At 72.3% G+C, this 25,956-nt stretch carries 19 protein-coding genes and 1 pseudogene; 10 read left to right on the top strand and 10 right to left on the bottom strand.

The annotated features are described in order from the left end of the window. Positions 1–27 precede the first annotated feature (27 nt). On the bottom strand, positions 28–1,197 hold the full coding sequence (locus tag GGE06_RS38740; RefSeq protein WP_221518994.1) for a DUF6777 domain-containing protein: 1,170 nt from the start codon (positions 1,195–1,197) through the stop codon (positions 28–30). Between the two features lie 235 nt (positions 1,198–1,432). Between GGE06_RS38740 and GGE06_RS38745 the strand changes: the two genes are divergently transcribed. The 3 genes from GGE06_RS38745 to GGE06_RS38755 are packed head-to-tail and all read left to right on the top strand — an operon-like array spanning position 1,433 to position 4,294. Beyond that, complete coding sequence (locus GGE06_RS38745) at positions 1,433–2,296, top strand: YndJ family protein (RefSeq protein WP_116165193.1); 864 nt, start codon at positions 1,433–1,435, stop codon at positions 2,294–2,296. After that, the gene (locus GGE06_RS38750) at positions 2,293–2,844 is read left to right on the top strand and encodes a DUF1990 domain-containing protein (protein WP_184933014.1); all 552 of its coding nucleotides are present in this window, start codon (positions 2,293–2,295) and stop codon (positions 2,842–2,844) included. The genes GGE06_RS38745 and GGE06_RS38750 overlap by 4 nt, the downstream gene beginning before the upstream one ends. Before the next feature lie 22 nt (positions 2,845–2,866). Next, positions 2,867–4,294: a lipase maturation factor family protein gene (locus GGE06_RS38755; protein WP_184933015.1), complete on the top strand. Its 1,428-nt coding sequence runs from the start codon at positions 2,867–2,869 to the stop codon at positions 4,292–4,294. A gap of 56 nt (positions 4,295–4,350) precedes the next feature. Here GGE06_RS38755 and GGE06_RS38760 read toward each other — a convergent pair whose 3' ends face one another. From GGE06_RS38760 to GGE06_RS38770, 3 genes are all read right to left on the bottom strand, one after another. Beyond that, positions 4,351–4,521 (bottom strand): hypothetical protein, encoded by a 171-nt coding sequence (locus tag GGE06_RS38760; protein WP_181924430.1) that lies wholly within the window; start codon positions 4,519–4,521, stop codon positions 4,351–4,353. 286 nt (positions 4,522–4,807) lie between these two features. Continuing rightward, positions 4,808–6,292, bottom strand: coding sequence for an SDR family NAD(P)-dependent oxidoreductase (locus GGE06_RS38765; protein WP_116157647.1), 1,485 nt, complete (start codon positions 6,290–6,292; stop codon positions 4,808–4,810). 60 nt (positions 6,293–6,352) lie between these two features. Then, on the bottom strand, positions 6,353–7,075 hold the full coding sequence (locus tag GGE06_RS38770; RefSeq protein ID WP_116157648.1) for a (2Fe-2S)-binding protein: 723 nt from the start codon (positions 7,073–7,075) through the stop codon (positions 6,353–6,355). A gap of 236 nt (positions 7,076–7,311) precedes the next feature. On the opposite strand from GGE06_RS38770, the gene GGE06_RS38775 reads away from it, so the two are divergent. Then, positions 7,312–8,310: a DMT family transporter gene (locus GGE06_RS38775; protein ID WP_184933016.1), complete on the top strand. Its 999-nt coding sequence runs from the start codon at positions 7,312–7,314 to the stop codon at positions 8,308–8,310. Here GGE06_RS38775 and GGE06_RS38780 read toward each other — a convergent pair. Then, positions 8,191–9,564, bottom strand: coding sequence for a transglycosylase family protein (locus GGE06_RS38780; protein WP_116157650.1), 1,374 nt, complete (start codon positions 9,562–9,564; stop codon positions 8,191–8,193). The two genes, GGE06_RS38775 and GGE06_RS38780, sit on opposite strands and share 120 nt — an antisense overlap. Before the next feature lie 415 nt (positions 9,565–9,979). Continuing rightward, positions 9,980–10,405, bottom strand: coding sequence for an aspartate 1-decarboxylase (panD, locus tag GGE06_RS38785; RefSeq protein WP_116157652.1), 426 nt, complete (start codon positions 10,403–10,405; stop codon positions 9,980–9,982). 835 nt (positions 10,406–11,240) lie between these two features. On the opposite strand from panD, the gene GGE06_RS43595 reads away from it, so the two are divergent. The 3 genes from GGE06_RS43595 to GGE06_RS38795 all read left to right on the top strand — a co-directional run bounded on the left by GGE06_RS43595 (position 11,241) and on the right by GGE06_RS38795 (position 14,707). Next, entirely contained in the window at positions 11,241–11,372 is a 132-nt protein-coding gene (locus GGE06_RS43595) for a hypothetical protein (RefSeq protein ID WP_281402414.1), read from the top strand. Between the two features lie 1,355 nt (positions 11,373–12,727). Then, positions 12,728–13,570: a PP2C family protein-serine/threonine phosphatase gene (locus tag GGE06_RS38790; protein ID WP_116157654.1), complete on the top strand. Its 843-nt coding sequence runs from the start codon at positions 12,728–12,730 to the stop codon at positions 13,568–13,570. Positions 13,571–13,687: 117 nt separating this feature from the next. Beyond that, complete coding sequence (locus GGE06_RS38795) at positions 13,688–14,707, top strand: MASE1 domain-containing protein (RefSeq protein WP_116157655.1); 1,020 nt, start codon at positions 13,688–13,690, stop codon at positions 14,705–14,707. A 139-nt stretch (positions 14,708–14,846) separates the two neighbouring features. On the opposite strand, the pseudogene GGE06_RS38800 reads toward GGE06_RS38795, so the two are convergent. Beyond that, positions 14,847–15,869, bottom strand: a pseudogene (locus GGE06_RS38800) (transposase); the annotation flags it as partial. A 651-nt stretch (positions 15,870–16,520) separates the two neighbouring features. Between GGE06_RS38800 and GGE06_RS38810 the strand changes: the two are divergent. Continuing rightward, a complete protein-coding gene (locus tag GGE06_RS38810; protein WP_116157656.1) occupies positions 16,521–17,909 on the top strand; it encodes a hypothetical protein in 1,389 nt (462 codons plus the stop codon). A 69-nt stretch (positions 17,910–17,978) separates the two neighbouring features. Here the strand turns inward: GGE06_RS38810 and GGE06_RS38815 are convergent, their stop codons facing one another. From GGE06_RS38815 to GGE06_RS38825, 3 genes are all read right to left on the bottom strand, one after another. Further along, a complete protein-coding gene (locus GGE06_RS38815; protein WP_184933017.1) occupies positions 17,979–18,416 on the bottom strand; it encodes an NUDIX hydrolase in 438 nt (145 codons plus the stop codon). Positions 18,417–18,446: 30 nt separating this feature from the next. Further along, positions 18,447–19,067 carry an SDR family oxidoreductase gene (locus tag GGE06_RS43185; protein WP_246533020.1) on the bottom strand — a complete coding sequence of 207 codons (621 nt, stop codon included), beginning with the start codon at positions 19,065–19,067 and terminating at the stop codon, positions 18,447–18,449. 337 nt (positions 19,068–19,404) lie between these two features. Continuing rightward, positions 19,405–21,468 carry a SpoIIE family protein phosphatase gene (locus tag GGE06_RS38825; RefSeq protein ID WP_184933018.1) on the bottom strand — a complete coding sequence of 688 codons (2,064 nt, stop codon included), beginning with the start codon at positions 21,466–21,468 and terminating at the stop codon, positions 19,405–19,407. 548 nt (positions 21,469–22,016) lie between these two features. Here GGE06_RS38825 and GGE06_RS38830 point away from each other — a divergent pair. Together GGE06_RS38830 and GGE06_RS38835 are read left to right on the top strand one after the other, a co-directional pair. Next, positions 22,017–24,683 (top strand): SpoIIE family protein phosphatase, encoded by a 2,667-nt coding sequence (locus GGE06_RS38830; protein ID WP_116157659.1) that lies wholly within the window; start codon positions 22,017–22,019, stop codon positions 24,681–24,683. Between the two features lie 122 nt (positions 24,684–24,805). Then, complete coding sequence (locus tag GGE06_RS38835; RefSeq protein WP_116157660.1) at positions 24,806–25,948, top strand: ABC transporter substrate-binding protein; 1,143 nt, start codon at positions 24,806–24,808, stop codon at positions 25,946–25,948. The last annotated feature ends 8 nt before the right edge of the window (positions 25,949–25,956 follow it).

The following is a 25,956-nucleotide window of genomic DNA, read 5'->3' on the forward strand; positions in this document are numbered from 1 at the left end:
CGCCGGAGCGCACCAGGAAGATCCGTTTCACCCCTGGAAGGTCTCCGGCCGGTCGGGCAGCGGACCGGCCGGGAAGAGCTCGTCGGTCGGCGGCGTCCCGTCGGGGACGGCGGGCGGTTCGGAGGGGGGCTCCGCGAAGGGGTCGGGGACGGTGCCGGGATCGGTGTACGGGTCGGGGGCCGGTTCCGTGTACGGGTCGGGGGCGGGCGGCAGCGGTGCCGTCGGGTCGGTGCCGGTGCCCCCGGTGCCGGAGGGGTCGGGGGCGTCGGGCAGCGGGGTCGCGGGCCGGGCGGGGTCCGGGGGCACCGGCGCCGGGGAGGCCGGGTCCGAGGTGGTCCCGCGGTCGGGGGCGGTCGGGTCGGGGGCCGTCGGGTCGGGGGTGCCGGTGCCGGAGAGGGCGCAGGTGTCGGGGTCGCAGGCCGGCGGCACGTCGGGGGTCCTGTCCTCGTCCCCGTCGGTGCCGGTGCGCCGCTCGATCCAGCTGCGGTCGGTGGTGTTGACGATGACCAGGCCGGGGACGACGGAGCCGGCGGGCCGGACGGTGATCACGCGGTCGGGGTCGAAGCCGTCCCACTGGTCGCCCTGGTGGACGCCGCCGCGGTCGGCGGCGGGGCTGCGGAGCGGGTTGCCGCAGGCGCAGCGGACGCGCGGGGAGCCGTACTGGTCGACGAGGACGGCGGTGCCGGTCTGCAGGACGGCCTGGAAGGCGTTGGCCCGGCCCTCGCGGTAGCCGTGGTCGGTGACGCGGGTGTCGGCGCGCAGGGCGACCGGGGTGAGCCCGCGGAGCCAGTCGGCGAGGTTGGTCTCGGGGATGCCGGAGGCCTCGGCGAAGGCGCGGGCCTTGGTGCGGTCCCCGGTGAGCAGGGCGACCTGCCGTTCGACGTCGCAGCTGCCGATCGCGCGGGTGCCGCCGTAGAGGCCGGGGGTGGAGCCGCTGACCTCGCGGACCTGCTGCGCGTCCTCGCCGGGTGGCCGGTCGGGGGCGGCGGGCGGTGCGGTGTTGCGGACGGTGGAGGCGGTGAAGGGGTCGGGTCCGTGGGCGCCGAGCGGCTGGAGGAAGACGTCCTGGATGGGGGTGGCGGCCGGTTCGCCACCCGCGCCCTCCCACACGTTCGAGCAGCCCGTGAGCAGCAGGGCCGAGACGAGGCCCGCGGCCGCGGGGCGGGTTCGCCGCGCACGGCGGAGGGATGAGCGCACCTGGTTCTCCCGACTTCTTTCTCTCCCCCGGGCGCGGCGCCCGGTTGCGGCCAGTGCCTCATGTCTGTCGCAGTGCGGGAGGCCCTGCAAGCGGAGAGCGGCCGAGCGGGTCGGACCGCTCGGCCGGGGCGGTGACGGGCGACCCTCCACACCCCCCACTTGAACACGTTCAAGAAAGGCTCTACGCTCGACCCGCCAGTTGAACACGTTCAAGTGGGGGTGTCGGATGACCGCGCTGTCGGTCCTGGTGAATTCGGTCGTGATGATCGGCATGTTCTGGGTGGTGCCGACGGGGCTCGCACTCGTCGACGGACCCCGGCCGCCCGGGTGGGACCCGCTCCGGCGCGCCTGGCCCCTGCTTGCCGTCCCCGGCGCCCTGGCCCTCTGGCTGCCCCGCTCCGGAACGGCCACCGCGCTCGCCGGCGCCTACGCCCTCGCCACCCTGGCGCTCGCGCTCCAGGCCCCGGCCCGGCTGATGCTGACCCGCTCGCTCCGGCCGAGCGAGATCGCCGTCCTCTCCGCCCTGGTGGCCCCGTCCGTCGCCGGCCTGGCGCTGGTCGCCGAACGGGCCTCGTACCCGCTGTTCGGCTTCGACCTGGACATCCTCGCGCTGACCGTCCCGCACTTCCATTTCGCCGGCTTCGCCGCCGCCCTGGTCGCCGGACTCGTCAGCCGCACGTCCGACGGCCCCGCCGCCCGCCTCGCCGCGCTCAGCGTCCCGGCCGGCACCCTGCTCGTCCTGCTCGGCTACTTCGTCGACGACTGGGCCGAGCTCGCGGGCGCCGTCGTCCTGACCACCGGCATGGCCGCGGTCTCCGTGCTGACCCTGCGCGAGCGCCGCGAGCTCGCCGGCGACCGTCTCACCCGGGGCCTGCTCGCCGTCTCGGCCCTGGTCCTCGTCGCCACCATGCTGCTCGCGCTCAGCTGGGCGCTCGGCGAGGCGACGGGCCTCCCGCACCTCTCCCTGACCTGGACGGCGGCCACGCACGGCCTGGGCAACGCCCTCGGCTTCGCCGTCTGCGCGCTCCTCGCCCGCCGCCGCCTCGCCACGGACCCCACCTCTCCGGCCCTTCTCCCCCGAACGGAGCTTCCGGCATGACCCGCCTCATGGACAGCCTCTCCGGCCCCGGCCACCGCCGCCCGAGCCTCACCTACCGCGAGGTCGGCGCCACCCGCACCCCGGAGACGCTCCCGGCCGGCTACCACCACCTGCGGCACAGCGCGGTCGTCGGCCACGGCAGGGCCGCCTTCGAGACCGCCGGGGCCGCCGTGACCACCTGGCGGATGCACCGCGCCTCCCGGGCGCGCGTCCGCTCCGACGCCGAGCGCGCCGAGCCCGGGGTCCGCCTGGAGGTGGCGCTGGGCGCGGGCCCGCTGCGGATCGGCGTCCCGTGCGAGGTGATCTGGACGGCGTACGAGGAGAACCGCACCGGTTTCGCGTACGGCACCCTGAGCGGGCACCCGGAGTGCGGCGAGGAGTCCTTCGTCGTCGAGCTCGAACCGGACGGCACGGTCCGCTTCACGGTCACCGCCTTCAGTCGCCCCGCCGCCTGGTACACGCGGCTCGGCGGACCCGTGATCCCACCGCTCCAGCACGCGTACGCGCGACTCCTCGGGCGGACCCTCGGGCGCCTCGTCAAGGCGTGACCCCGGGCCGATACTGGAGGGGATGGAGTGGTTCACCGCACCCGACCAGTGGCTGAGCCGGATCGTCTTCCAGCGGGGCCTCGCCGGGCTGTACTGCGTGGCGTTCCTTTCGGCAGCCCTCCAGTTCCGGGCGCTGATCGGGGAGCGCGGCATGCTCCCCGTGCCGGAGTACGTGCGCCGGACCCGCCCCCGGCACACGCCCTCCCTCTTCCACTGGCGCTACTCCGACCGCCTCTTCGCGACCGTCTCCTGGTCCGGCGCGGCCCTCGCGCTCGCGCTCGTCGCGGGCGCCGGGGACGCCGTGCCGCTGCCGGTCTCGATGCTGCTCTGGCTGGTGCTCTGGGGCCTGTACCTGTCGATCGTGAACGTGGGACAGACCTGGTACGCCTTCGGCTGGGAGTCCCTGCTCCTGGAGACCGGGCTCCTCGCGGTCTTCCTCGGCAACGACGACACGGGCCCCCCGGTCCTCGTCCTGTTCCTGCTGCGCTGGCTGCTCTTCCGCGTCGAGTTCGGCGCCGGTCTCATCAAGATCCGCGGCGACCCCTGCTGGCGGAACCTGACCTGCCTCTACCACCACCACGAGACCCAGCCGATGCCCGGCCCGCTGAGCTGGTTCTTCCACCATCTGCCCCGCCCGCTGCACCGGGTGGAGGTCGCGGCCAACCACGTCGTCCAGCTGGGCGTGCCGTTCCTGCTGTTCACCCCGCAGCCGGTGGCGACGGTGGCGGCCGGTCTGATGGTGGCGACCCAGCTGTGGCTGGTGCTCTCCGGCAACTTCGCCTGGCTGAACTGGATCACGATCGTGCTCGCCCTGTCCGCCGTGGACGCCTCCCCGCTCACCGGCGAGCACCCCCAGCCGGACCCGCCGCTCTGGTACGTGGTCGTGGTCGTCGCCTTCACCGCGTTCGTCCTGGTACGGAGCTACCGCCCGGTGCGCAACCTGCTCTCCCGGCACCAGGCGATGAACCGCTCGTACGACCCGTACCACCTGGTCAACAGCTACGGCGCGTTCGGCACGGTCGGCCGGATCCGGGACGAGATCGTCGTCGAGGGCACCGATGACCCGGTGGCGCACCCGGACACGGTGTGGCGCGAGTACGGCTTCAAGGGGAAGCCCGGCGATCCGCGCCGGTGGCCCCGCCAGTTCGCCCCGTACCACCTGCGGCTCGACTGGCTGATGTGGTTCGCGGCGCTCTCCCCCGGGTACGCGCGCGAGTGGTTCGGCCCCTTCGTCGAGCGGCTGCTCGAAGGCGACCGGGACACCCTGCGGCTGCTCGCCCACAACCCGTTCCCGGACGCGCCACCGGTCCTCGTCCGCGCCCGGCTCTACCGCTACCGGTACACGACCTGGCACGAGCTCCGGACCACCGGGGCCTGGTGGCACCGCACGCTCGTACGGGAGTACCTGCCGCCGATCCGCCTGCGGGAACCCACGGACACCGCCCGCTGAACGCACCGGCGCCCCCGCGCCGCGAACGGCCGGGGGCATCCGGGTGAGGCGGAGGATCAGTCGATGCCGGGCAGGATGTGGGGCTCGGCGAGGTCCTCCTCGTAGCCCGCGAGGCGGATCGGGGCGGCGTGGGCCCAGACGTCGAGGCTGCCCAGTTCGCCGTTCCTGCGGGGCCGGTCCGTGCGTTCGGCCGGTCGCGGTTCCTGCTTCGTCAGTTCGGGTGTCACCGCGCACTCCTTCGTGTCGCGTCGATGTGGGAGAGGTGCCTGGCGGTCGCGGTGGCGCCGTTCATGGCGGGACCGCGGCCTTGGTGGCAGGCCTGTCCCAGGAAGGCCGTGAGGATGGTGTGGCTCCTCGGTGGCCGACCGTGAGCATCACATTAACCAAATGAGCGCGCCTGCGCTCTACCGGGCTCCAAAGTGTGACGCAATCGGGTGAAGCAAGACGGAAAAGCGCCCCACCGGGCCGGTGGGGCGCTCTTGCCGAACGTGCGGGAACCGCGGTACTCCGGGCCTACCAGTTGGCGGGGGCGTAGTCCTTCAGGAAGCAGCCGTAGAGGTCCTCGCCCGCCTCGCCGCGCACGACCGGGTCGTACACGCGGGCCGCGCCGTCGACGAGGTCGAGCGGGGCGTGGAAACCGGCCTCGGCCAGGCGCAGCTTGTCGAAGTGGGGACGCTCGTCGGTGATCCAACCGGTGTCGACCGAGGTCATCAGGATGCCGTCGGTCTCGAACATCTCCTGGCCGCTGGTCCGCGTCACCATGTTCATCGCGGCCTTGGCGGCGTTGGTGTTCGGGTGGCCGGCGCCCTTGTAGCCGCGGCTGAAGACGCCCTCCATCGCCGACACGTTCACGACGTAGGCACGGCCGCTGGCCGCCTTCTTCGCCGCCTCGGCCATCGCCGGCCGCAGCTTGCTGATCAGGATGAACGGCGCCGTGTAGTTGCACAGCTGGGTCTCGAGGAGCTCCACCGGGGAGATCTGCTCGATGCTCTGCACCCAGGTGTTGGACTCGACGACGTCCGGCACGAGGCCGCCGGCGTCGATGGCGGTGCCGTCGAGGTGCCGGGCGATGCTGGCGTTGCCGGCGACCAGGGCGAGGTCGGCGACCTGCTGCGCCTCCAGGTCCCGCACGCCGACGGGCAGCTCGGACGATCCGACGAGCTCGCCGACCGCGCCCGAGTTGAACGCGCCGATCACGTGGTGGGCGGGCAGCTCACCGGCGGGCAGCGGGGCCGTCTCGCCCTCGACGAGCGCGGCGTACGCCGACGGCAGACGGCGCACGGTCTGCGTCGCGTTGTTGATGAGGATGTCGAGCGGGCCGGCCTCGGTCATCTGGTCGGCGAGCGCGACGGCCTGCGCGGGGTCGCGCAGGTCGATGCCGACGACCTCCAGGCGGTGCATCCAGTCCGCGGAGTCCTCCATCGCCTTGAAGCGGCGGATGGCGTCCTTGGGGAAGCGGGTGGTGATGGTGGTGTGGGCACCGTCGCGCAGCAGCCGCAGCGCGATGTACATGCCGATCTTGGCCCGGCCGCCGGTGAGCAGCGCGCGCTTGCCGCTGAGGTCGGCGCTGGCGTCGCGCTTGGCCCGGTTCAGCGCCGCGCACGGCTGGCAGAGCTGGTGGTAGAAGTAGTCGACCTCGACGTACCGCGTCTTGCAGACGTAGCAGGAACGCGGGCGCTGGAGTATCCCCGCGATCCGCCCCTCCTCGGTGACCGAGGTGGGCAGCAGGCCCTCGGTCTCGTCGTCGATGCGCTGCGCGGAACCGGTGGCCGTGGCCTCGGTGACCGCCTTGTCGTTCGCGGTCTTCGCGGCCCGGCGCTCCTGGCGGCGGCGCTGCTTCACGGTCCGGTAGATCCCGGCGGTGGCGCGCCGGACGGTGATCGCGTCCGGGTGGTCGACGTCGATCGCGTCGAGCTCGTCGAGGACGCTCAGGCAGACGGCCAGGCGCTCGGGGTCGATGCCCGGCCCGTATTCCTGGTTTTCTTCGGTCACCGTCATGGCCTTCGGGATCCTCGTTCGCTCGTACGTCGCCGCTCGCGGGCATTCAAAGACCCAACTTTACGGAGCGGGGGGCCGCGCCTCCAAACCCGTTCGGGGTGCGTGGTCGAAGACACAGTCGCCGCACAGCCCTCCGCCCGGGGCGCGGTAGTAGAGGCAGCAGCTGGTGCGCCGCAGCCGGGGGCCGCGGACCGTCCCGGCGAGGTCCGGGTGGGCCAGCAGCCCGGAGACCAGGGCGGCGGCCCGCTCGGCCGCCTCCGGCCGCCCCCGGGCGCGTGCCCAGCGGATCAGCTCGCGCAGGGCGCCGGCGAGGGCGGAGCCGGCGTTGCCCCACAGGAGCCGCGGGGAGACGGCGCCGTCGCGGCGCAGGGCCGCGTGCAGCGGGACGAGATGGGCGTCGAGCACGGCCGCGCTCAGCTCGTCCACGGTCGCGGGGCGGGTCGCGGAGCCGGCCCACCACAGGTCGTCGGGCGAGGTCAGCGCCCCGTCCCAGAACAGCTCGGCGGGGTCGAGGGCCGGGAAACGGCCGTGGAGGGCGGCGGGACCGAGGGCGGTGGACCAGAGCCGGGCGGCGAGCCCGAGGTGGGCGACGGAGGCGCCGACGCGCCGCTCGCGGGCGCCGATCCGGGCGGTGACGTGGTCCACGCGCGCGGTGAGGGGGCCGTCCTCCCCCGCGTACAGGCGGGCGAGCGGGCGGTGCGCGCCGCCGGTCACGGGGGCGGTGGTCCGCAGGACGAAGAAGCCGCCCGGCTCCCCGCCGTCACCGCTCGCGCCGAGTCCCATGCACGCCCCCGCCCTCACGTCCTGTCGTCGGCCCCCACCGTAACTTCTCGAAAGTCTCCGAAAGCACTCCGGCGCCCGCCGCGATCCGGGCGGAAAGGGCGCTTTGCACCCCTTCTGACCTGCGCGGGCGTACATCCGAGGTCGTATGCGGGGCCCGTGTACTGCGTCGGCGGTAGGGGCGAATCCGTCCCCTGGTACGACGACGCGAACGGCTGATCGGAGAGATCGTGGAAGGTATGAGTCCACTCATGCTGTCCGTCGTCCTGGCCCTGGCCTCCGCGGTCGCCTACGCGGCCGCGGCGATCGTGCAGGAGCGCGTCGCGGCCTCGGTCACGGGTCCGCGCTACGCGCCGCTGCGCAGCCCGGCCTGGTGGGGGTCCGTCCTGCTCAACGGCGTCGGTGCGACGCTGCACGTCGCCGCCCTGGCGTACGGGCCGCTCAGCCTGGTCCAGCCGCTGGGCGCCCTGACGATCGTGTTCGCGCTGCCCATGGCGGCCCTGTTCGTCGGCCGCAGGGCCGGGCGGCGGGCCTGGCGCGGCGCGCTGATGGCCACGGTGGGCCTCGCCGGGCTGCTGAGCCTCACCAGCGGCGACGAGGCCGGGTCCCTGGCCGACGGGGAACGGTGGCTGCTCGCGGGAGCCGCCTTCGGCGCGGTGGCCGTCCTGTTCACCGCCGCGCGCCTCGTGGGCCGGTCCGTGCTGCGCAGCATCGTGCTCGCCGCGGCGGCGGGCGTCTCCTTCGGCATCGCCTCGGTCCTCACGAAGGCGGTGGCCGAGGAGTGGACGCCCCGGTCCCCGCTCGCCGAGTGGACGGGGCTGCTCGTCCTCTCCGTGTTCGCCGTGACGGGACTGCTGCTCTCCCAGGCCTCGTACCGGGGCGCGGGGCTCGCCGCACCGCTGGCCACCGTCACCGTGGTGAACCCGGTGGTCGCGGCGGCCGTGGGCCTGACCCTGTTCGGCGAGAGCTTCCGCTACGGCGCGGCGGGCACCGTCGCCGCGCTGATCTGCGGCACGGTCGCCGCGGCCGGCCTCGTCCAGCTCACGCTGGACCGCATGACGGCCGCGCCGGACTCCCTGACGGTGTCATCCGCCCCGATGGAGTCTTCCTTTCCGGCGTCAGAGGGCGACTCCCCGCGCGCGGAGGTAGGCCAGCGGGTCGATGTCGGAGCCGTACCCGGGACCCGTCCGAATCTCGAAGTGGAGGTGCGGTCCCGAGCTGTTGCCGGTCGATCCTGAGCGCGCGATGCGCTGACCGGCGTGCACCCGCTGACCCTCGCGGACGGTGAGCGCGGAGAGGTGCCCGTACTGGCTGTAGCGGCCGTCGTCGTGGCGCACGACGATCTGGTAGCCGTACGCGCCGCCCCACCCCGCGGAGACGACCCGGCCGCCGGCGACGGCCTTGACCGAGGTGCCGGTGGGGACGGGGAAGTCGACGCCGGTGTGGTAGCCGCTGGACCAGGAGGAGCCGCGGGTGCCGTAGCGGGTGCCGATGTCCGCGGAGACGGGCGCGGAGTAGCTGGGGGCGCTCGGCCGGGAGGCGGGCTTGGGCGCGGGTCTGGTCGCGGGCTTCGTCGCGGGTTTCGCCGCCGGCTTGTGGCTCGTCCTGGTGACCGGCTTGGGGCTCGCCTTGGTGTGCGATGCGGCGGCCGGGGGCTTCCGTGCGGGGGCGGCCTTTGCGGGGGCGGTCCGGGGAAGGGCGCCCTGCGTGGACGGGGCGGCCTTCTTGGGAACGGCCTTCTCGGGAACGGCCTTCTTGGGGGGCGCGATGTCGGCCGGCCGGGCGGCCCTGGGGGCCGGAACGGCCTTCTTCGGCTTCCCCGGTGCGGTGATGCGCAGGGTCAGGCGCTGGCCCGGGATGATGAGGTCGGGGTCGTCGCCGACGACGGCCCTGTTGTTCTCGTACAGGCGCTGCCAGCCGCCCTTGACGTGCTCCTCGCCGGCGATCTTCGACAAGGAGTCGCCCGGCGTCACCGTGTACATCTCGCGCACGGTGGGAACGGTGGTCGGCCCGGCGTTCCGCGTCGCCCGCTCGGGTAAGACGCGCTGCCCGGGCAGCGAGGCCGTACGGACGTCGTTGCCGCCTGCGGTGCGCAGCGCCGTGACGTCCGGGGACTCCCCGCCCCGGGCCAGCCCCGCGCCGGGGCCGCAGGACGGCCACGCTCCGGGTCCCTGGCCCTTCAGGACGCGCTCGGCGATCGCGATCTGCTGGTCCTTGGAGGCGAGGTCGGCGCGCGGCGCGTAGTGCGTGCCGCCGTACCGCTCCCAGGTGGACTGGCTGAACTGGAGGCCGCCGAAGTAGCCGTTGCCCGTGTTGATGTGCCAGCTGGAGGAGGACTCGCAGGACGCGACCTTCTCCCAGACGTCCAGCGAGGCGGCCTGCGCGGCGCCGGCACCGATCAGCGGCAGCGCGGCGCCTCCCGCGGTGACGGTGAGCGAGGCGCGGTTGATCCGGCTCGGCTGGTGGCGGCGGTGACGTCCGCGTACGGCCATGGGCCCCCCCTTGAACACAGCAGCGGCCGTCCAAGTTAGGGGTGGCGCACGCTCCGTGACAAGGGTCGCGCGGAAGCACGGGCCTCTTCTGTCAACTCCGCGCCGCCTCCGGTCCCCCACCGGCGGGCCCGGGCTCGGGCCGGGGCTCGGGATCCGGCACGGGCCCGCCCGGCTGGGGCTCGGGCGGGGGCGCGGGATCCGGCGGGGTCGGCACCGGGTTGGGCGGGGGCACGGGCGGCGGCGAGGGCACCGGCGGCGGTATCGGCGAAGGGGGAAGCGGATCGGGGAAGGGGTGAGTCATGACGGACCTCTCGGTCGACGGGTCTCCCCTGTACGAGGCTCGCCGCACAGGGTCTCCCCTTCCAGGGTCGCTCCGCCGCCTCGCCCGTGCCCGCCGGATCCGGCGCCCCTCGACTCAGACCTGCGCGGGCACGGCGTGCGGGGGGCGCACGGTGTCGGTCCCGGGAACGGGCGCCGAGGCGTCGCCGCCCAGCTCCACGATGCGGTTGTCGCCGTCGACGTGCACGACGCGCGGCACGAAGGTCCGCGCCTCGGCGTCCTCCATCTGCCCGTAGCTGATGAGGATCACCAGGTCGCCGGGGTGCACGAGGTGGGCGGCCGCGCCGTTGATCCCGATGACACCGGAGCCGCGCTCGCCCTCGATGACGTAGGTCTCGAGACGGGCCCCGTTGTCGATGTCGACGATGTGGACCAGCTCACCGGGCAGCAGGTCCGCCGCCTCCATCAGCTCCGCGTCGACGGTGACCGAACCCACGTAGTGCAGGTCCGCCTGGGTCACGGTGGCGCGGTGGATCTTCGACTTGAACAGAGTGCGCAGCATTTAGGACTCCTGGGTGACGGCTCCCTGCCTGCTTTGTGCAGGTCAAGGGCGTCCTCGACCTTACACCGGCACCCCCGTCCGATGTTTGTGAGGAACATCGCTCCGGTCGGGCGAGACGTCCCCCTACCTGGGATTTCCCTTCGCTCCAGCGTCCGTTGGGACCATCGCCCCGGAACGCGCGGGGACCCATGCTGACCAGATGCCGACTTACCTGATGTTCCATCAGACATGTGGGAGGTCCCTCTGCACACGGACGACGTGCGCCCACGCACCACCGAACTGTCGGGCACCGACATCGCTCCGGTTCACGGAACACGGCCTCTTTGGCCATCAGCCGGTGGACGCTCGACCGCTCCGGAAGTCGGCTCGCCGCCTACCGCCCGCCCGAGGCCCCTCGGCAGCGTGGAACCCGCGAGCGACGGCTTCCCGCCCGGCGGCCTCGCGGGCCGGAGGCACGGCAGGAAACCGACCCCGGCCGGCGGCGCACGGGCCCCCTCGACGAGGGCCGCGTGCCGTCCGGTCGCCGACATGATGAGCGTGCGCCCTCTGCACCCGCGCGAGGCCATGGTCTGGGCGACGATGAAGCCCGAGGGCACGCCGACCGGCGCCACACCCGGCAGTCTGACCCTGACCAGCCACGAGGAGGAGGTCACCCGGGCGTGGACGGCCGAACTCAAGCAGGCCATGACCGACTGCACCGCTTTCACCGTGGTCTCCCGCCGTGGCTGGACCCACCGGTTCGGCCTGCGGCCCCTCGCTCCCACCCGGGCCGGTGACGGGTCCGTCAGCTACGCGCTGACCAGTGCTCTGGCGCCGGACGGGCCGGGGGAACGTCATGACCGTCGTGCGCACGGGAGGCGTCTTCGCCACCTGTCTCGCACATCAGGGATCCGGCAAGTCCGCGTCGATGTCCGCCGAGGTGACGAACCGGCTGCACGAGAGGGTGCGGGCCGCGTCCGGCTCCTGAGCCGGACGGCAGGCGCCTCGGGCCCAGACGCCGGTCGAACGCCGAGCCGGCCGTGCCGACGGTGCCGGCCTCGGTGCCGGCGCCGGACGGCAGGGACAGGACCTGGTCGGTGGGGTGCCCGGGGCGGTATCACCGGTGATCCGCGCGCTCTCCGCTGAGGCGGCGTCAGCCCCGTTGGCTCGCGGCCGCGGACGCCGCGGACGACTCGGGCGGCACGATCACGGTCCGGGACGCCGCCGACGGCACGAAGCTGCGGGTGCTGAACCGGGGGAAGAACGACGGGGTGGACGGGGACGACGGAGCCCTGGTCGCCGTCTCCTCCGACGGCGGCACGGTCCTGACGGACACGGGCGCCCTCGTCCGCACCACGGGAAACGGCCACGAGCGCACCGCGCTGGAGAACCGCGCGTGCCGCACCGTCTTCAGCCCCGCCGGTGACCGCGCCGCCGTGATCGGGTCGGGGGCCGGCATCACGCTGTGGGACCGGGCGGCTGCGCACGCCGCTCGGGCTGCTGTCCGGCGGTCTGTCCAAGGGGATGCCGGGCGTCCCGGAGGAGACCACCGCCGTGGCCTTCTCGCCCGACGGCTCCGTCCTCGCCGCGGCCGGGTCGTACGGCACCGTGCGGCTGTGGGACGTGGCCTCCCAGCAGCCACTGGGCACGCCCTGCCCGGTGCGGGGGACGCCGTCCTGTCGCCCGCGTTCGGCGCGGACGACCTCACCCTGCACGCGGCGGGGTGCGCGTCCCCGTCCAGACGTACGGCATCGACCCGGCGCGGGCGGTCACCGAGGTGTGCCGCCGCGCCGGAGGGCCACTCTCGCCCCCCGAGTGGCGGACGTACCTGCCCGGCATCCCCTACCGGAAGGTGTGCTGAGCGGCGCCCGCGAGACCGGCCGGCGCGCCCGGCAGCGCGTCGAGCAGGCCGACGGCCGCGCCGGCGGCGAGGAGGACCGGCGCAGAACGCTTCGCGCCCGGGGACGAGGGTGCGGTTCGTGGTCGTGCCCGGCGCCCTTGGGGGCGCCGGTGCCTTGCCGCCAGGTCAGGCAGGCACCGGGCGCCGGGACCCCGGGTGCGGCTGGTGACCGCCGGGCGAGTCGCGCGGCGTCGGCCTGCTCGGTCCGGACGGAGGTCAGGGGGCGGGGCGATGCCTTCGACATCGCCGAACTGCTGTTCGCTTCCGGCAGTGTGGGGTGGCCCCGCTGGGATCCGCCGCGTTCTCCGCCGATGAGATGCGGACGCCGTCCCCTCCGGGCAGAGTGGGGAAGGACCTGTTCGTACCGAGGTGGTCCCCCGTGGTCCCGCGTGCTGGAGACGGGACGGACTGATGCGAGGATTGTCGTGACGTCGGAGTGATCGATGTTCCGCAGACGGCCGGCCGACAACAGCGAGGACCTTCTGGTCCGGCTCGGGTCGCTGACCGCCAGGGCTCGAGAGTTGGCCGAGACGCAGCGTTCCCGTGTTGAGCTCGCCGTGGCCCTGCAGCGCGACATGCTTCCCTCGGACCTGCCCAGTTTTCCGGGCGCCCGGCTGGCCGTCCGCTATGAGCCCGCCAACCACGGGCTCAACGTCGGCGGTGACTGGTACGACGCCTTCTCCCTGCCCGGCGGCCAGATCGGCATGTCCATCGGTGACGTGCAGGGGCACAACATCGAGGCCGCCGCCTTCATGGGACAGGTCCGCGTGGCACTGCGCGCGCTGGCCTCCGTCACCGGAGACCCGGGAGAGCTGCTCAGTCGCACCAACGACCTGCTGATCTCTCTGGGCGCCGACCTCTTCGCCACCTGCACCTTCCTGCGGCTCGACCCCGCTGCCGGCACCCTGGAGTGCGCCCGGGCCGGCCACATCCCCCACATCTGGGCCACCACCGACGGCCGCTCCGGCATCGACGACAGCGAGGGCGGGCCTCCGCTCGGTGTGCTCCGCGACGTCGACTACCCGGCCACGCGCCACCGGCTCACCGCCGACGGTGTCTTCGTCCTCCTGACCGACGGGGTGGTGGAGGGGCCCTCGCTCCACGTCGACGAGGGTCTGGACCGGGTGACGCGGCTCGCCGGGATCACCGCCGTCGCCGGGCTGGACGTCGACGGGCTCGCCACCGCCGTCATGAAGCTGGCGGCCACGGTGGGGCACGAGGACGACGCGGCCGTCCTGGTCGTCGGCCACGACGGCGGTCCGGCCCGGTCGGCGGCTGAGGAGTGAGGAGAGGGGGCTCGCCTCGGGCCGGGTCGGTCCTCGGACCGGCCCGGGCCCGTACCGTAAGGCGGCGCCCGACACGCAGGGATCCTTGCCCGGTCGTGGCGGCCCGGCCGGTGTCTGATGGCTGACGTGTTGGATACTCGGCAGTTCCGGCCCTCTACGGAGGCGGCTTTGACGTCGCTGGCCGTGACGGTTTGCTACTACGCGGCCGGACGACTCGGCCTGATGGGCCGCTTCGTCGTCGAAGGCGTGGTGGTCACCCCCATCTGGCCGCCCACCGGCGTCGCCGTCGCCGCCCTGCTGCTGCTCGGCGCGCGGGTCTGGCCCGGGATCGCCCTCGGCTCCTTCCTCGTCATCGCCTCCCTCACCGCTCCGGGGCCCACCACAGTGGTCACCGTGGTGAGCAACACCGTCGCGCCGCTCTGCGCCTTCCTGCTGCTGAGACGGGTCGGCTTCCGGCGCGACATGGCGCGGCTGCGGGACGGACTCTCCCTGGTCTTCCTCGGCGGGTTCGGCGCCATGCTGATCAGCGCGACCGCGGGGGTCGGACTGCAGGTGGCGAAGGGCTCCCTGGACAAGAGCGAGTTCTGGCCCGCCTGGCTGGCCTGGTGGGTGGGCGACACGATGGGGGTGCTGCTCGTCGCCCCGCTCCTGCTCGTCCTCGCGGGGCCGGCCGGACGGTTCCGGGTACGGCGCTGGAAGGAGGCGGCCTTTCTGGGGCTGACGGCCCTGGTCCTCGTGCCCATGGCCGTGCTCAGCCCGATGAGCATGCTGTTCCTCGTCTTCCCCCTGCTGATCTGGGCAGCGCTCCGCTTCCAGCTCGCCGGAAGCATGCTGTGCGCGCTCTTCGCCTCCGTGCTCGCCACCTTCGAGGCGACCTCCGGGCGGGGTGCGTTCCTCCACCTGACGGACGTCGAGATCATGCTCAAGCTCCAGGCGTTCAACGGTTCCGCCGCCCTGACCGCCCTGCTTCTCGCCTCCGTCATCACCGAGCAGCGTGCGACCCGCCGATCGGTGCGCCGCGCCTGCCAGGAACTGGCGGAGGTTCTGGAGCACCTCGCGGCGGGCGAGCCCTCGCCGGGTCCACCCCGCACCACCGAGAGCCGGGCAGCCCCACCCGGCGGGCACCGGGATCCGTGACACCCGCGCCGGAGCCGGAGCCGGCGCAGGGATCAGGAGCCGTACGACGACCGCAAGGCATGGAAACTGTCCGGCGCTGACGAGCTGGTACGTGATTGCGTTGGGGAGGCACGGTCCTGATCTGGTGTTTTTGCCAGGTGGTGGTGTTGCGGTCGGAGACGAGGCGGGCGATGGCCCGGTAGGTGTCGGGCAGGACCTCTCGCCGGTGGATCCATCGGATCAGCTGCTTCCAGCGTTCGTGGTCGGCGAGGGCGTACTCGACGGTGGTGCGTTTCGATGAGTTGTTGTGCCGGGCCTCTTCTCCGGCTGCGCGCACGTGCGGCAAAGCGATCTTGTTCGGTTTTCTGGGTGGCGCGATGGCCTGTCCGGGGCGGTCGCGTCTGAGACCGAGGTAGCCGTCATCCAGAAGCACTTCCACCTCCGGGAAGTACTGGAAGCAGACGACGGTGCCTTCGTTGCGTGCGGCGGTCGCATCGCGCATCCGCCCCGGCCGCAGGACATCGGCACACAGCGTGCGGCTCCGGGCATCAGCAATGACGGTGGCCTTCATCGTGGTCTGCTTCTTCTTGCCCGAGACGAACGCCCGACGTCCGCCGCGGCCGGCTGCGAGACGCCGGACCTGGACCTCGGTGGCGTCCAGCCGCAGCTCGATGCCCTCGGCCCGGGCACAGGCGAACACGTCCGCCAGGGTCCGCAACCGCAGGCCGGGCCGATCGGGACCCGCGCATCCCCGCTCGGCCAGGAGCCCGCGTATCTCACCGATCGCGCGGGGGACGGTGGAGCGGTCGACACCGAACAACAGGGCGAGGACCGAGTGCGGCAGATCGTGCCGCAGATGGATCAATGTGGCGACCAGCCGGTCGATGAACGCCAACTGGTGCCGGGCACCGGCTCCTGCGGCCCGCTTCCTGGCTCCGCCTCGTACTTCGTGACGGCGTCCCTCGACCGTCTTCCGGCCCAGCTCACGGCGGGCTTCGGCGACGGATGGCGCCGTGCTCTTCTTCTCTGCATGGATCGCCGTGAGGCGCTCGATCGCGTCGTCCTGCGTGTCGTACCCGGACTCCTCGCGCTGCTTGCCGAGCGCGTCTCTGAAGCGAATCTTGTACGGATGCGGGCAGCGGGTGGGCTTGATGCAGCCGCATTCCTTGAAGAATGAGCTCATGCCGCGGGCGAGCTGTCGAATCTTCCGAGCGGGAGCGATGAACCATTCACAGGCGCTGCGCAGAAGGCGGAAGGTCAGCAAGTGGAGACAAGACTGCGACGTTTGCTGACCTGGGGGCCTCTATCATACCCCTGACCTGCGCAGACGCCTAAGTCCTAGATCTTGGACTCGAACAGAGTACGCAGCACTTGGGACTCCTCGAAGACGGCTTCCTACCTGGGGTTTCGCGCCACACCGGCGCCTGTCCGGGCGATCCTCCGGGGATGCCCGGCGGCTCATGCTGACCGGATGCCGACTTTCCTGATGAGCCATCAGGCGTGCGGGAGCCCCCCCTCTGCACATGCTGACGACGTGCGTCCACGCACCACCGACCTGTCGGGCACCGACATCGCTCTGGTTCATGGGAAAAGGCACCTTTGGCCATCTACCGATCAACGCTCGGCCGTCCCAGAAGCCGGCTCGCTGCCTGCCGCCCGCCCGAGACCCCTCGGCCGCGTGGAACTCGTGAGCGAGGCGGGGCCAAGGCGTCGACGCCGACCCGACCGAGCCGAGGTCCAGGTCACGTGCCCCTGCGCACTTGCGTGCGCCGCTCCTCCCTTCCGTACGGTCCGGCCGATGGTGAACCACCCGCGCACGCCGTGAGGAGAGCTGTTGAAGCCGACCGAGGAAGTGCTCCAGGAACTGACCCAGCCGTCGAACATCTCCGTCCACTCCGACGACGCACTCGTCGGCAAGGTGAAGGCCGCCGTCGCGGCAGACGACAAGAAGCGGAAGGAGAATGAGGACGAGCCGCTCCGCAGGAAGCCCGACCTCGCCTCGATCCCGCAGACGGAACTGCCCCGGCAGTTCGAAGTGACCCTCTGGGACGTCCTCCACACGCTCGCCCGAGCCACCGCTCTGTCGTGGCGTGGTGCAGGGCGAGGGCTGGCGGAACACTGGGGCGCGCTCAAGTACACCCAGGCCCTGGCGGGCGGTCGCAATTCCTTCCTCGGCCTCACCGACGAGGGCCACCGCATCGCGGACCACTACAAGTCGCTGCAGTCCGGCGAACTCGGCATCGGCTTCGCGCTCACGCTCACCGAGCACATGCTGGGCAGCCGCTTCCCCGGCCACTCGGTGACGATCGTCCCCGCCGACACGGCGTTACGCGCGGGCTGGGCCCTCACCACCAGGGACAGGGGCGAGAAGGTGAAATACCGCTACCGCCCCCAGTACTTTGCCGAGGTCTGGCGGCCGGAAGAGCCGTCCCTCGTCATCCCCCTCGCGTGCAAGGGCAACCACAGCGACGCCGCCACCTCCGCCGAGCAGTTGGCCTCCGCCTCGGCCCACGCCGAAGCGGTCCACATCGGCGCGTGGAACGAGACCCCCGGCCTGCTGTTCAGCACGCAGCTCCCGACGGACGGCGGCACGATGACCGTCCACGCCCTCCAGGCACCCGGCAGCGGAGGTCGGCTGTCCCCGGCGGAAGGCCGTGAGCCGAACCTGAACGCCCCACCATTCCAGGCGAACGTGATGCCGGACATCCACCCGCCGACCGAGGGTCTGGTGGCACCGGAACCCGTACGGGGCTGCCACGTGCAGGCGAAGGACTACGCCTGGTTCCAGGAGTCACTGGCCCACACCACGGCGGCCGGGCTTATGGCCTTCACGGGATCCGGCCACGCCACCGCCCGGCACCTGACCGATCGGCAGGGCCGCAAACGGTTCACCGGCCTCGAGCACGCGGCCAGCATGAGCGTCCAGGACGCCGCCCACACCCTCTTCGGCAACGAGTACGTCGGCACCGACCACGTCTTCCGCCTGAACGGGCCTCGCGTCGAGGCGTTCTCCGGCGTGGACGAGGAGGTCTTCCGACTTCTCGCCAGGGGCGACATCGAGGAATATCGCGCCCTCGTCCACGCGAGCCGCCACGTCCGCCCCCGCCTCACCTTCGACAAGGATTGGGGCGGCCCCGTCTCCGTCCACGCCGACGGATCGGTCCTCGCCCTGCGGCTGCTGCCGGGGCAGGACGAGGAGCCGCGTCCGGGCTCCCCGCGCTGACCTCGGAAGGCTGCCGGGACCGGCTCATCTCAGAGCCGGTCCCGGCGGCAGGACGACGTACGCGCTGGCTCAGAGCGACGCCTCGACTCCGAGGCTTCCGTCGCCGACGGCTCCCCTCAGCACGTGGGCGATCTCCTCGGGCTTGAGGTCGATGCCGTCGAGCCCCTCCAGGGTCAGCGGGACCTCCTCCAGTGCGTACTCGCCGCGGCCTTCGGCACTGAACTCGGGGCCGGTACGGTCGTCGAAGGACCAGGTCGCGATCCGGGCGAGGTAGAAGAGCTGGCGCTCGTCGTCGGTCTCCATCGTGTGGAGGAGGCGGACGATGTCCGCCTTCCCCGCGATCTCCTCGTGGATCTCCCGGTGGAGGGCGGCCTCCCGGGACTCGTCGCCGGGCTCGACACCGCCGCCGGGCAGGACCCAGTACTCGGGGATGCCGGGCCGGGTGCGGCGGATGACCAGCATCGTGTCGTCGGCGGTGACGAGGACGGCGCGGACTCGTTCGATCATTTCGGTTCGTCTCCTTGCTTGTTGACGGTCTCAGTGGAGCAGCCAGCCGCCGTCGACGTGGACGGACTGCCCCGTGATGAACGAGGCGGAGGGGCCCACGAGGAACGCCACCAGGGCCGCGACGTCCTCGGGCCGGCCACGGCGCGGGACGCACTGGCGCTTGATCTGGTCCTCCGGCCGCGCACGGTGCCGGTCCTGAGTCTCCTCGACACCCGTCCCTTCGCCCGCTACGGCTACGTCGAGTACGCCGACGCCCGCGCATACGGGCAGCAGGCGGCGGAGGCGGTCACCGCCCTGCGGGCGCTGACGGCGAGCGGCCGGGCCGCCGACGCGGTGGAGGTGGCCCGCGAGGCCCTGCGGGCCTTGGAGCGGACGTACGGGGAGACCGACGACTCGGACGGACTGATCGGGGAGGTCGCGAACGGCCTGGCCGAGGCCCACCCGGAGGGCCTGCCCGACCGCCCGGCCCGATCCGGTGGAGACCGCCGGGTGGCTCTTGAGCCACCTGCTGGACGACGTCGACGACGCCACGGACACGGACCTGTTCGACCACCGGTAGGTGCCGGGTGAGCCGGGCATGGCCCGGGCCCACCCCTGGGTGGTGGCCGCCTGGCGGGCCAACCCCGAGGGGTGGGCGGAGAAGTCCCTCATGGAACGTCTCCTGAAGGCGGACGGCGGCAGCGTGGACGCGCTGGTCACGATCCACGCTGCGGGCCTCGCCCCGAACGGCCACGCCCACCTCTTGATCGCCAGGGAGCTGGAGGCGGCGGGCCGCACGATCGAGGCCCTGGAGTGGGCCGAACGCGGCCTGCGGGAGGCCGAGTCCGCCTGGGGACCGGACGAGGAACCGGCCACCTTCGTCTGCGAACGGTACGCGCGGGCCGGCCACCCGGCTGACGTGGTCACCGTCCGCCATGACCTGCGGCGGGCCCGCCTCCCGCCGACCGCGTACCGGCAGCTGCCAAGACAGACCAGACCCGATGCCTCCTCAACGGGCGCGGCGGACGCGGGCGAGGACCAGAACCGCGTCGTCGGCCGGCGGGGCGGGCAGCAGGCTCGCGAGGATGCGGTCCGCCGTTGCTTCCAACGGGCCTGGGGACCTGCCCAGTTCGGCGCGCAATGCCTTCAGACCGACCTCGAGGTCCGCGCCTCGTGTCTCGATGAGGCCGTCGGTATACAGGGCGAGACTCGCGTTCCCGGGGAGTTCGATCTCGATCGTCCGGAAAGGACAGCCGCCGACGCCGAGAGGGATTCCCAGGACGTCGTCGATGGTCTCCACTGTGCCGTCCGGCCGGAGTACCAGGGGCGGGGGGTGGCCGGCGCTGGCGATGCGGGCTCCTCCGTTTTTCGGGTCGTAGACGATGTACAGGCACGTCGCCAGCTCGATGTCGGCCTCCCGGGCGCATGCGTCGAGCTCGGTGAGGAGGTCGTCGGGCTCGCTGTCGTGCCTGGCCAGAGCCTTGGTGGTGATACGAAGGCGGCCCATGGCTGCGGCGGCCGACACACCGTGCCCCATCACGTCGCCCACCACTAGGGCGACTCGGCCGTCGGACAGGCTGATCACGTCGTACCAGTCTCCGCCGACCTCGGTGATCCGACTGCCGGGTACGTACCGGTGGGCCACGTCCACGTACGGGCTGGTCGCCAACGCGCTGGGCAACAACGCCCGCTGCAGGGTGAGGGCGATGTCCTGGACGCGGCTGTACAGACGGGCGTTGTCCAGGCAGATCGCAGCCCGTGAGGCGAGCTCACCGGCCAGGCTGACATCGTCCCGGGTGAAGGCCGGCCGGCCCGTGGACCGGCCGAACATGGCGATTCCCTGGACCGTACCCCTGGCGATGAGCGGGGCGACGAGGACGCAGGCCAACCCGCTCTCGGCGAAGAGCCGTGAGCGTGACTCGATGAGGACGGTCCGGGCCAGGAGCTCCTCGTCCACCACGGCGGAGACGGCGCGACCGGTCCTCAGCATGTCGTGGATGACGGAGCCGGGCGGATACCGCACCGTCTCCACCCCGCTCACGAGTTCGGTGGCCGGAGGGGGCAGGATCGTCCCGGAGGCGATCCTGCGGGTGAACAGCGGTCGCGCCGGGTCGAAGTCCTCTGCCTCGTCCATCCACTCCACGACTTCGACCACGGCGCCGTCGCAGAAGTCCGGCATCGAAGCGTCGACCAGCTCCTGGGCGGTGACGTTCACGTCCAGGGTGGTCCCGATGCGAGTGGAGGCCCCGTCCAGCAGAGCCAGCCGTCGACGGCTGGCGGTGGCTTCCAGGATGGCCTGTTCCCGGTCGGTCACGTCCAGCATCAGCCCGCCCACTCCGGGGCGCGAGCCGACCGCCTGGCTCAGGGGGAAGAAACTCACCGACCGCACCTGATCACGGTCCGGATGCCCCCGCGGACGCATGCCCACCAGGGTCCCCACGACCGGTGCTCCGCCCAGGGCGACGCCGCGGAGCATGCGCTGGTACTCGCCACCGTCGGACATGATCATGATTTCGTCCATGCGCCGCCCGAGGTGGGCCTCGATCGGCAGACCGTCCATGTCGGCGAGCGCCTGGTTGAGGTGGACGTACCGGAGGTCCTGGTCGAGCATGACCAGACCGATGGGGCAAGTCTCGAAGAGGGCGTCGAGGAAGGCGAGGTTGGTCTTGACCCGATCGAGCTCGTCACTACGGCTCGCCAGGACCATCACCACCGAAGGTCCGCCGGATCCGGTCACGGAGAAGGCCCGGAAGCCGCAGTCGAAGACGGTGCGGTCACGATGCCGGGCCGGCAGCCGCCCCCTCCAGTAACCCTGGGTCCGGCCTCGCTCGGTCAGCCGGGAGCACGGATCGGGGGCACCCGGGGGCCCGTCGGCGAAGAGAACGGCGCCGGGCCTCGACAGGACGGCGGTGGCGTCATATCCGAAGAGGTCCCGCGCGCCGGGCCCCCAGTAACAGACGAGGTCCCCGTCATCGAGGCCGAAGACGGCCACGGGCACGTGCTCGAGCAGCGTCCCCGGCTCGGACCAGAACGGGCCGTGGATCTCCTCGCCCCCCGGCCGAGCCGATGGCACGAGATGTCCCCTTCCACTCGCGGTTCCATCCATTATCCGGACACCACGGGCATTCCGCGGCGCGAAGTGCGCCGTGGCGAGGACTGAGCCGAGAGAAACGCCCCCGGCCGCCGGTGGCCGGCTCAGCACAGCAGGGCGGAAACGGCGGCCGTCACCTCGTGGCGCCCGTCCCGTCCACCCCTCCACTTCCCTGAACCAGCATGACTTCCTGCACGGCGTGTGGGCGTGGGGGATCCACATCAGCGCGGCGGCGGCCCGGATCCCGCCCGCGCCCCCCACGCGCCACGCCACACCCTCGCTCTGCGGAGGGGACCCAAATCGCCGGCTCGGCGACCGTCCCTCCCCGCTGCCGACGGCCCATAGAGGTTAGAAAATAAAGTATGAGCGCCCTACTTGGACACATCCGACGTCGGCTGCTCGGCTCGACCACGAGCTCTTCCTCTCCCCCTCGGCGTCCCCGCTCAGAAAGCCACCAGGAGCGTCAGGAGCACGCCCAGCCCCCCAAGGGAGGGGCGCGGCGGCCGCAGCGTCTGTCCTCCCTTCTGAGCGTGCGCAGCGTGGCCGGCGAGGTGTTCCTCCTGCAGCTGGCCGTCGTGGTGCTGCTCGTCGCCGCCGCGGTGGTGGCGCTCGTGGTGCAAGCCCGGAGCGCCGGCATGGTGGACGCCCGGCACCGTACGCTCGCCGCCGCCGGAACGTTCGCGGAATCTCCGGGAATCGTCGCGGCCCTCCGCAGCCCCCATCCGAGCGCAGCGCTACAGCCGAGCGCCGAGGCGGCCCGGAAGATCGCCGGGGTCGACGGCATCAACGTGTACACACTCTCCGGGGTCACCCTCGCCCACAGCGACCCACGGCAGATCGGGAAGCACGTCGTCGGCCCCTTCTCCAAGGCGGCGGCCGGCCAGTCCTTCACCGAGACCTTCGAAGGGTCCCTGGGACAGTCCGTGGTGTCGGTGGTCCCCGTCAAGGACTCCGACGGCCGCGTCATCGCCATCGTCTCCTCCCCGGTCACGGTCCAGAACGTGCAGAGCATGGTGAACCGGCAGCTGCCGGTCGTCCTCGGCAGTGCAGCCGCGGTGCTCGCCCTGTCCGCGGGCGGAACCGCTCTGGTGAGCCGTCGGCTGCTGCGCCGGACCCATGGCCTGGGACCGGCCGAGATGACGAGGATGTACGAGCACCACGACGCGGTGCTGCACGCGGTGCGAGAGGGCGTGCTGATCATCGGCGGCGGCGGACGGCTGCTGCTGGCCAATGACGAGGCGCGGCGGCTGCTGCGTCTGCCCGTGGACGCGGAGGGCCTCACCGTCACGGACCTGGGCCTGGAGGAGGGAATCGCCGAGCCGATCGCATCGGGCCGTTCCGCGACCGACGAGCTGCACATGGCAACCGATCGGCTGCTGTCGGTGAACATCCGGCCCACCGCTCCCTACGGGCAGGCCGGGACCGTCGTCACGCTGCGGGACACCACCGAGCTGCGGGCGCTCTCCGGCAGGGCCGAGGTGGCCCGCGAGCGGCTGAAGCTGCTCTACGACGCGGGGGTGCGGGTGGGAACGACGCTGAACGTCGAGCGCACCGCGGAGGAACTGGCGGAGGTGGCGGTCCCGCGGTTCGCCGACGTGGTCACGGTCGACCTGCTGGACCCCGTGCTGCGCGGCGAGGAGCCGACCGAAGCGAGCACCGAGATGCGCCGCACCGCCGCCGTCGGCCTTCAGGGCGACCATCCGCTCTACCCCGTCGGCGAGCTGATCCGGTTCGTTCCCACCAGCCCCATGGCGGCTGGGCTGGCCGACGGCCGTGCGGTCCTGGAGGCGGACCTGCGCGTCACCCACGGCTGGCGGACCCAGGACCCGGCCAACGCCCTGCGGATCCTGGACCGCGGCATCCACTCCTTGATCGCCGTGCCCCTGCGGGCCCGGGGCGTGGTGCTGGGGATGGCCGGCTACTGGCGGGGGCAGGACTCCCCGCCGTTCGACGAGGAGGACGTGTCCTTCGCCGAGGAGCTGACCGCCCGGGCGGCACTGGCCGTCGACAATGCCCGCCGCTACACCCGCGAGCACACCATGGCCGTCACCCTGCAGCGCAGCCTGCTGCCCCGGGGCGTACCGGAGCAGTCCGCCGTCGAGGTCGCGCACCGCTATCTGGCTGCACAGGCCGGTGTGGGGGGTGACTGGTTCGATGTCATCCCGCTGCCCGGCACCCGGGTGGCCCTGGTGGTCGGCGACGTCGTCGGCCACGGTCTCCACGCAGCCGCCACCATGGGCCGCCTGCGCACCGCCGTGTACAACTTCTCCACCCTCGACCTGCCCCCGGACGAACTCCTGAGCCACCTGGACGAGCTGGTCGCCCACATCGACACCGACGAGCAGGAGTGGCAGGGGATCACCGGAGCCACCTGCCTGTGCGCCATCTACGATCCCGTCTCGGGGCAGGTGACGGCCGCCACCGCCGGGCATCCGGGCCCCGCTCTGGTCCGCCCCGACGGGACCGTGTCCTTGCCCGAGGTGCCGATCTCCCCGCCGCTGGGCCTGGGCGAGGGCCTGCCCATGGAGACCATGACGGTCACCCTGCCCGAAGGCTCCCGGCTGGCACTCTTCACCGACGGGCTGATCGAGAGCCGCGACCGCGATCCGGACGCGGGCCTGGCAGCGCTGCGCGCCGCCCTGGCCGGGCCCGCCCGCACCCCGGAGGAAACCTGCACCGCGGTGATCGACGCGATGCTGCCCACCAGGCCCAGCGACGACGTCGCGCTGCTGGTGGCCCGCACCCGCCGACTGGACCCCGCTCGGATCGCCGAGTGGGACGTGCGGCCCGACCCTGCGGCGGTGTCCCCGGTGCGCAACGCCTGCGCCCGCCGACTGGCGGACTGGGGCCTGGAGGAGATCGCCTTTACCACGGAACTCATCCTCAGCGAACTGATGACCAACGCCATCCGCTACGGCACCGAGCCCATCCGGGTGAGGCTGCTGTACGACCGCAGCCTGATCTGCGAGGTCTCCGACGGGTCCAGCACCTCCCCGCACCTGCGCCGGGCCGAGGCCACCGACGAGGGCGGTCGCGGCCTGTTCCTCGTCGCGCAGTTCGCCGAGCGCTGGGGCACCCGCTACACCGCCCGCGGCAAGATCATCTGGAGCGAGCAGGCCCTCCTCGACGGGGCCGCACCGCCCGCGATGGATCTCGGGGAGGCGCTCCTGGCCGGGTGGGACGACGAGGGGTTCTGAGAACGCGCCGGTACGGCAGCCGTAGGGAAGACAGCGGACACCACCGTCTGGGACTGCGCTGCCGAGGCCGCCGCACGTACGCTGGCCTCGATCAGTACGCGACCGCCCGTTATGGAGCCTTTGTGCCCGCACCTCGTCTCCGGACAGCCTTCGTCGCCGCCTGCCTGGTCCTCGCGGCGCCCCTCGGCGCCTGCGGAGACAAGTCCACCACCGCGCCCAGAGCACCCGCGGTGGCCACCTCCGCCGCGGACGCCGGCGGCATGGCGGCACTGACCACAGCGGCGAAGAAAGAGGGCTCGCTCCACACGATCGCGCTCCCGAGCGACTGGGCCAACTACGGCGCAGTGATCGACGGCTTCGAGAAGAAGTACGGGATCAGGGTCACGAGGGAGAACCCGGAAGGTACCAGCCAGGACGAGATCAACGTCCTGAAGGAGCACAGGGGCGGAGGCCGCGCCCCCGATGTGATCGACGTGGGGGGCTCGTTCGCGCAGTCCGCGGCACGTCAGGGCCTGCTCGCTCCGTACAAGGTCGCCGCGTACGACGAGATCCCCGAGGAACAGAAGGACGACCGGGCCCGCTGGTACAACAACTACGGCGGTTACATCTCGATCGGCTGTGACGCCAAGCGCGTCAAGACCTGCCCCGCGACCTTCGCCGACCTGCGCAAGCCCGAGTACAAGGGCAAGGTCGCGCTCAACGGCAACCCCACCAAGTCCGGCTCCGCCTTCGCCGGGGTCTACGCGGCGGCCCTGGCGAACGGGGGTTCCTTCGACGACGTCCAGCCCGGCATCGACTTCTTCGCCGAGCTCAGCAAGAACGGCAACTTCATCCCGGTCGAATCCACCCCGGCCACGATCGCGAAGGGCCAGACACCGATCAGCATCGACTGGGACTTCCTCAACCTCGGATACGCCGACGAGTTCCGCGAGAATGGCACGGACGTCGACTGGCAGACCGCCATCCCCTTCGACGGCAGCTTCGCTCAGTACTACGCGAACGGGGTGAACAAAGACGCTCCGCACCCCGCGGCGGCACGTCTGTGGCAGGAGTACGTCTTCAGCCCGGAGGGCCAGAACCTCCGGCTCGGCGCCTATGCACGCCCCGTCCTCATGGACGCCATGGAGAAGGACGGCACCCTCGACAAGGCCGCCGCCGAGAAACTGCCGACGGTCGAGGGCACGCCGACGTTTCCGACGGAGGCGCAGAGGGAGAAGGCAAGAGAGACCGTCAACCGCGGCTGGGCCGAGGCCGTCTCGAGCTGAGGGCCAAG

Source organism: Streptomyces nymphaeiformis (assembly GCF_014203895.1).
Classification (GTDB): domain Bacteria; phylum Actinomycetota; class Actinomycetes; order Streptomycetales; family Streptomycetaceae; genus Streptomyces; species Streptomyces nymphaeiformis.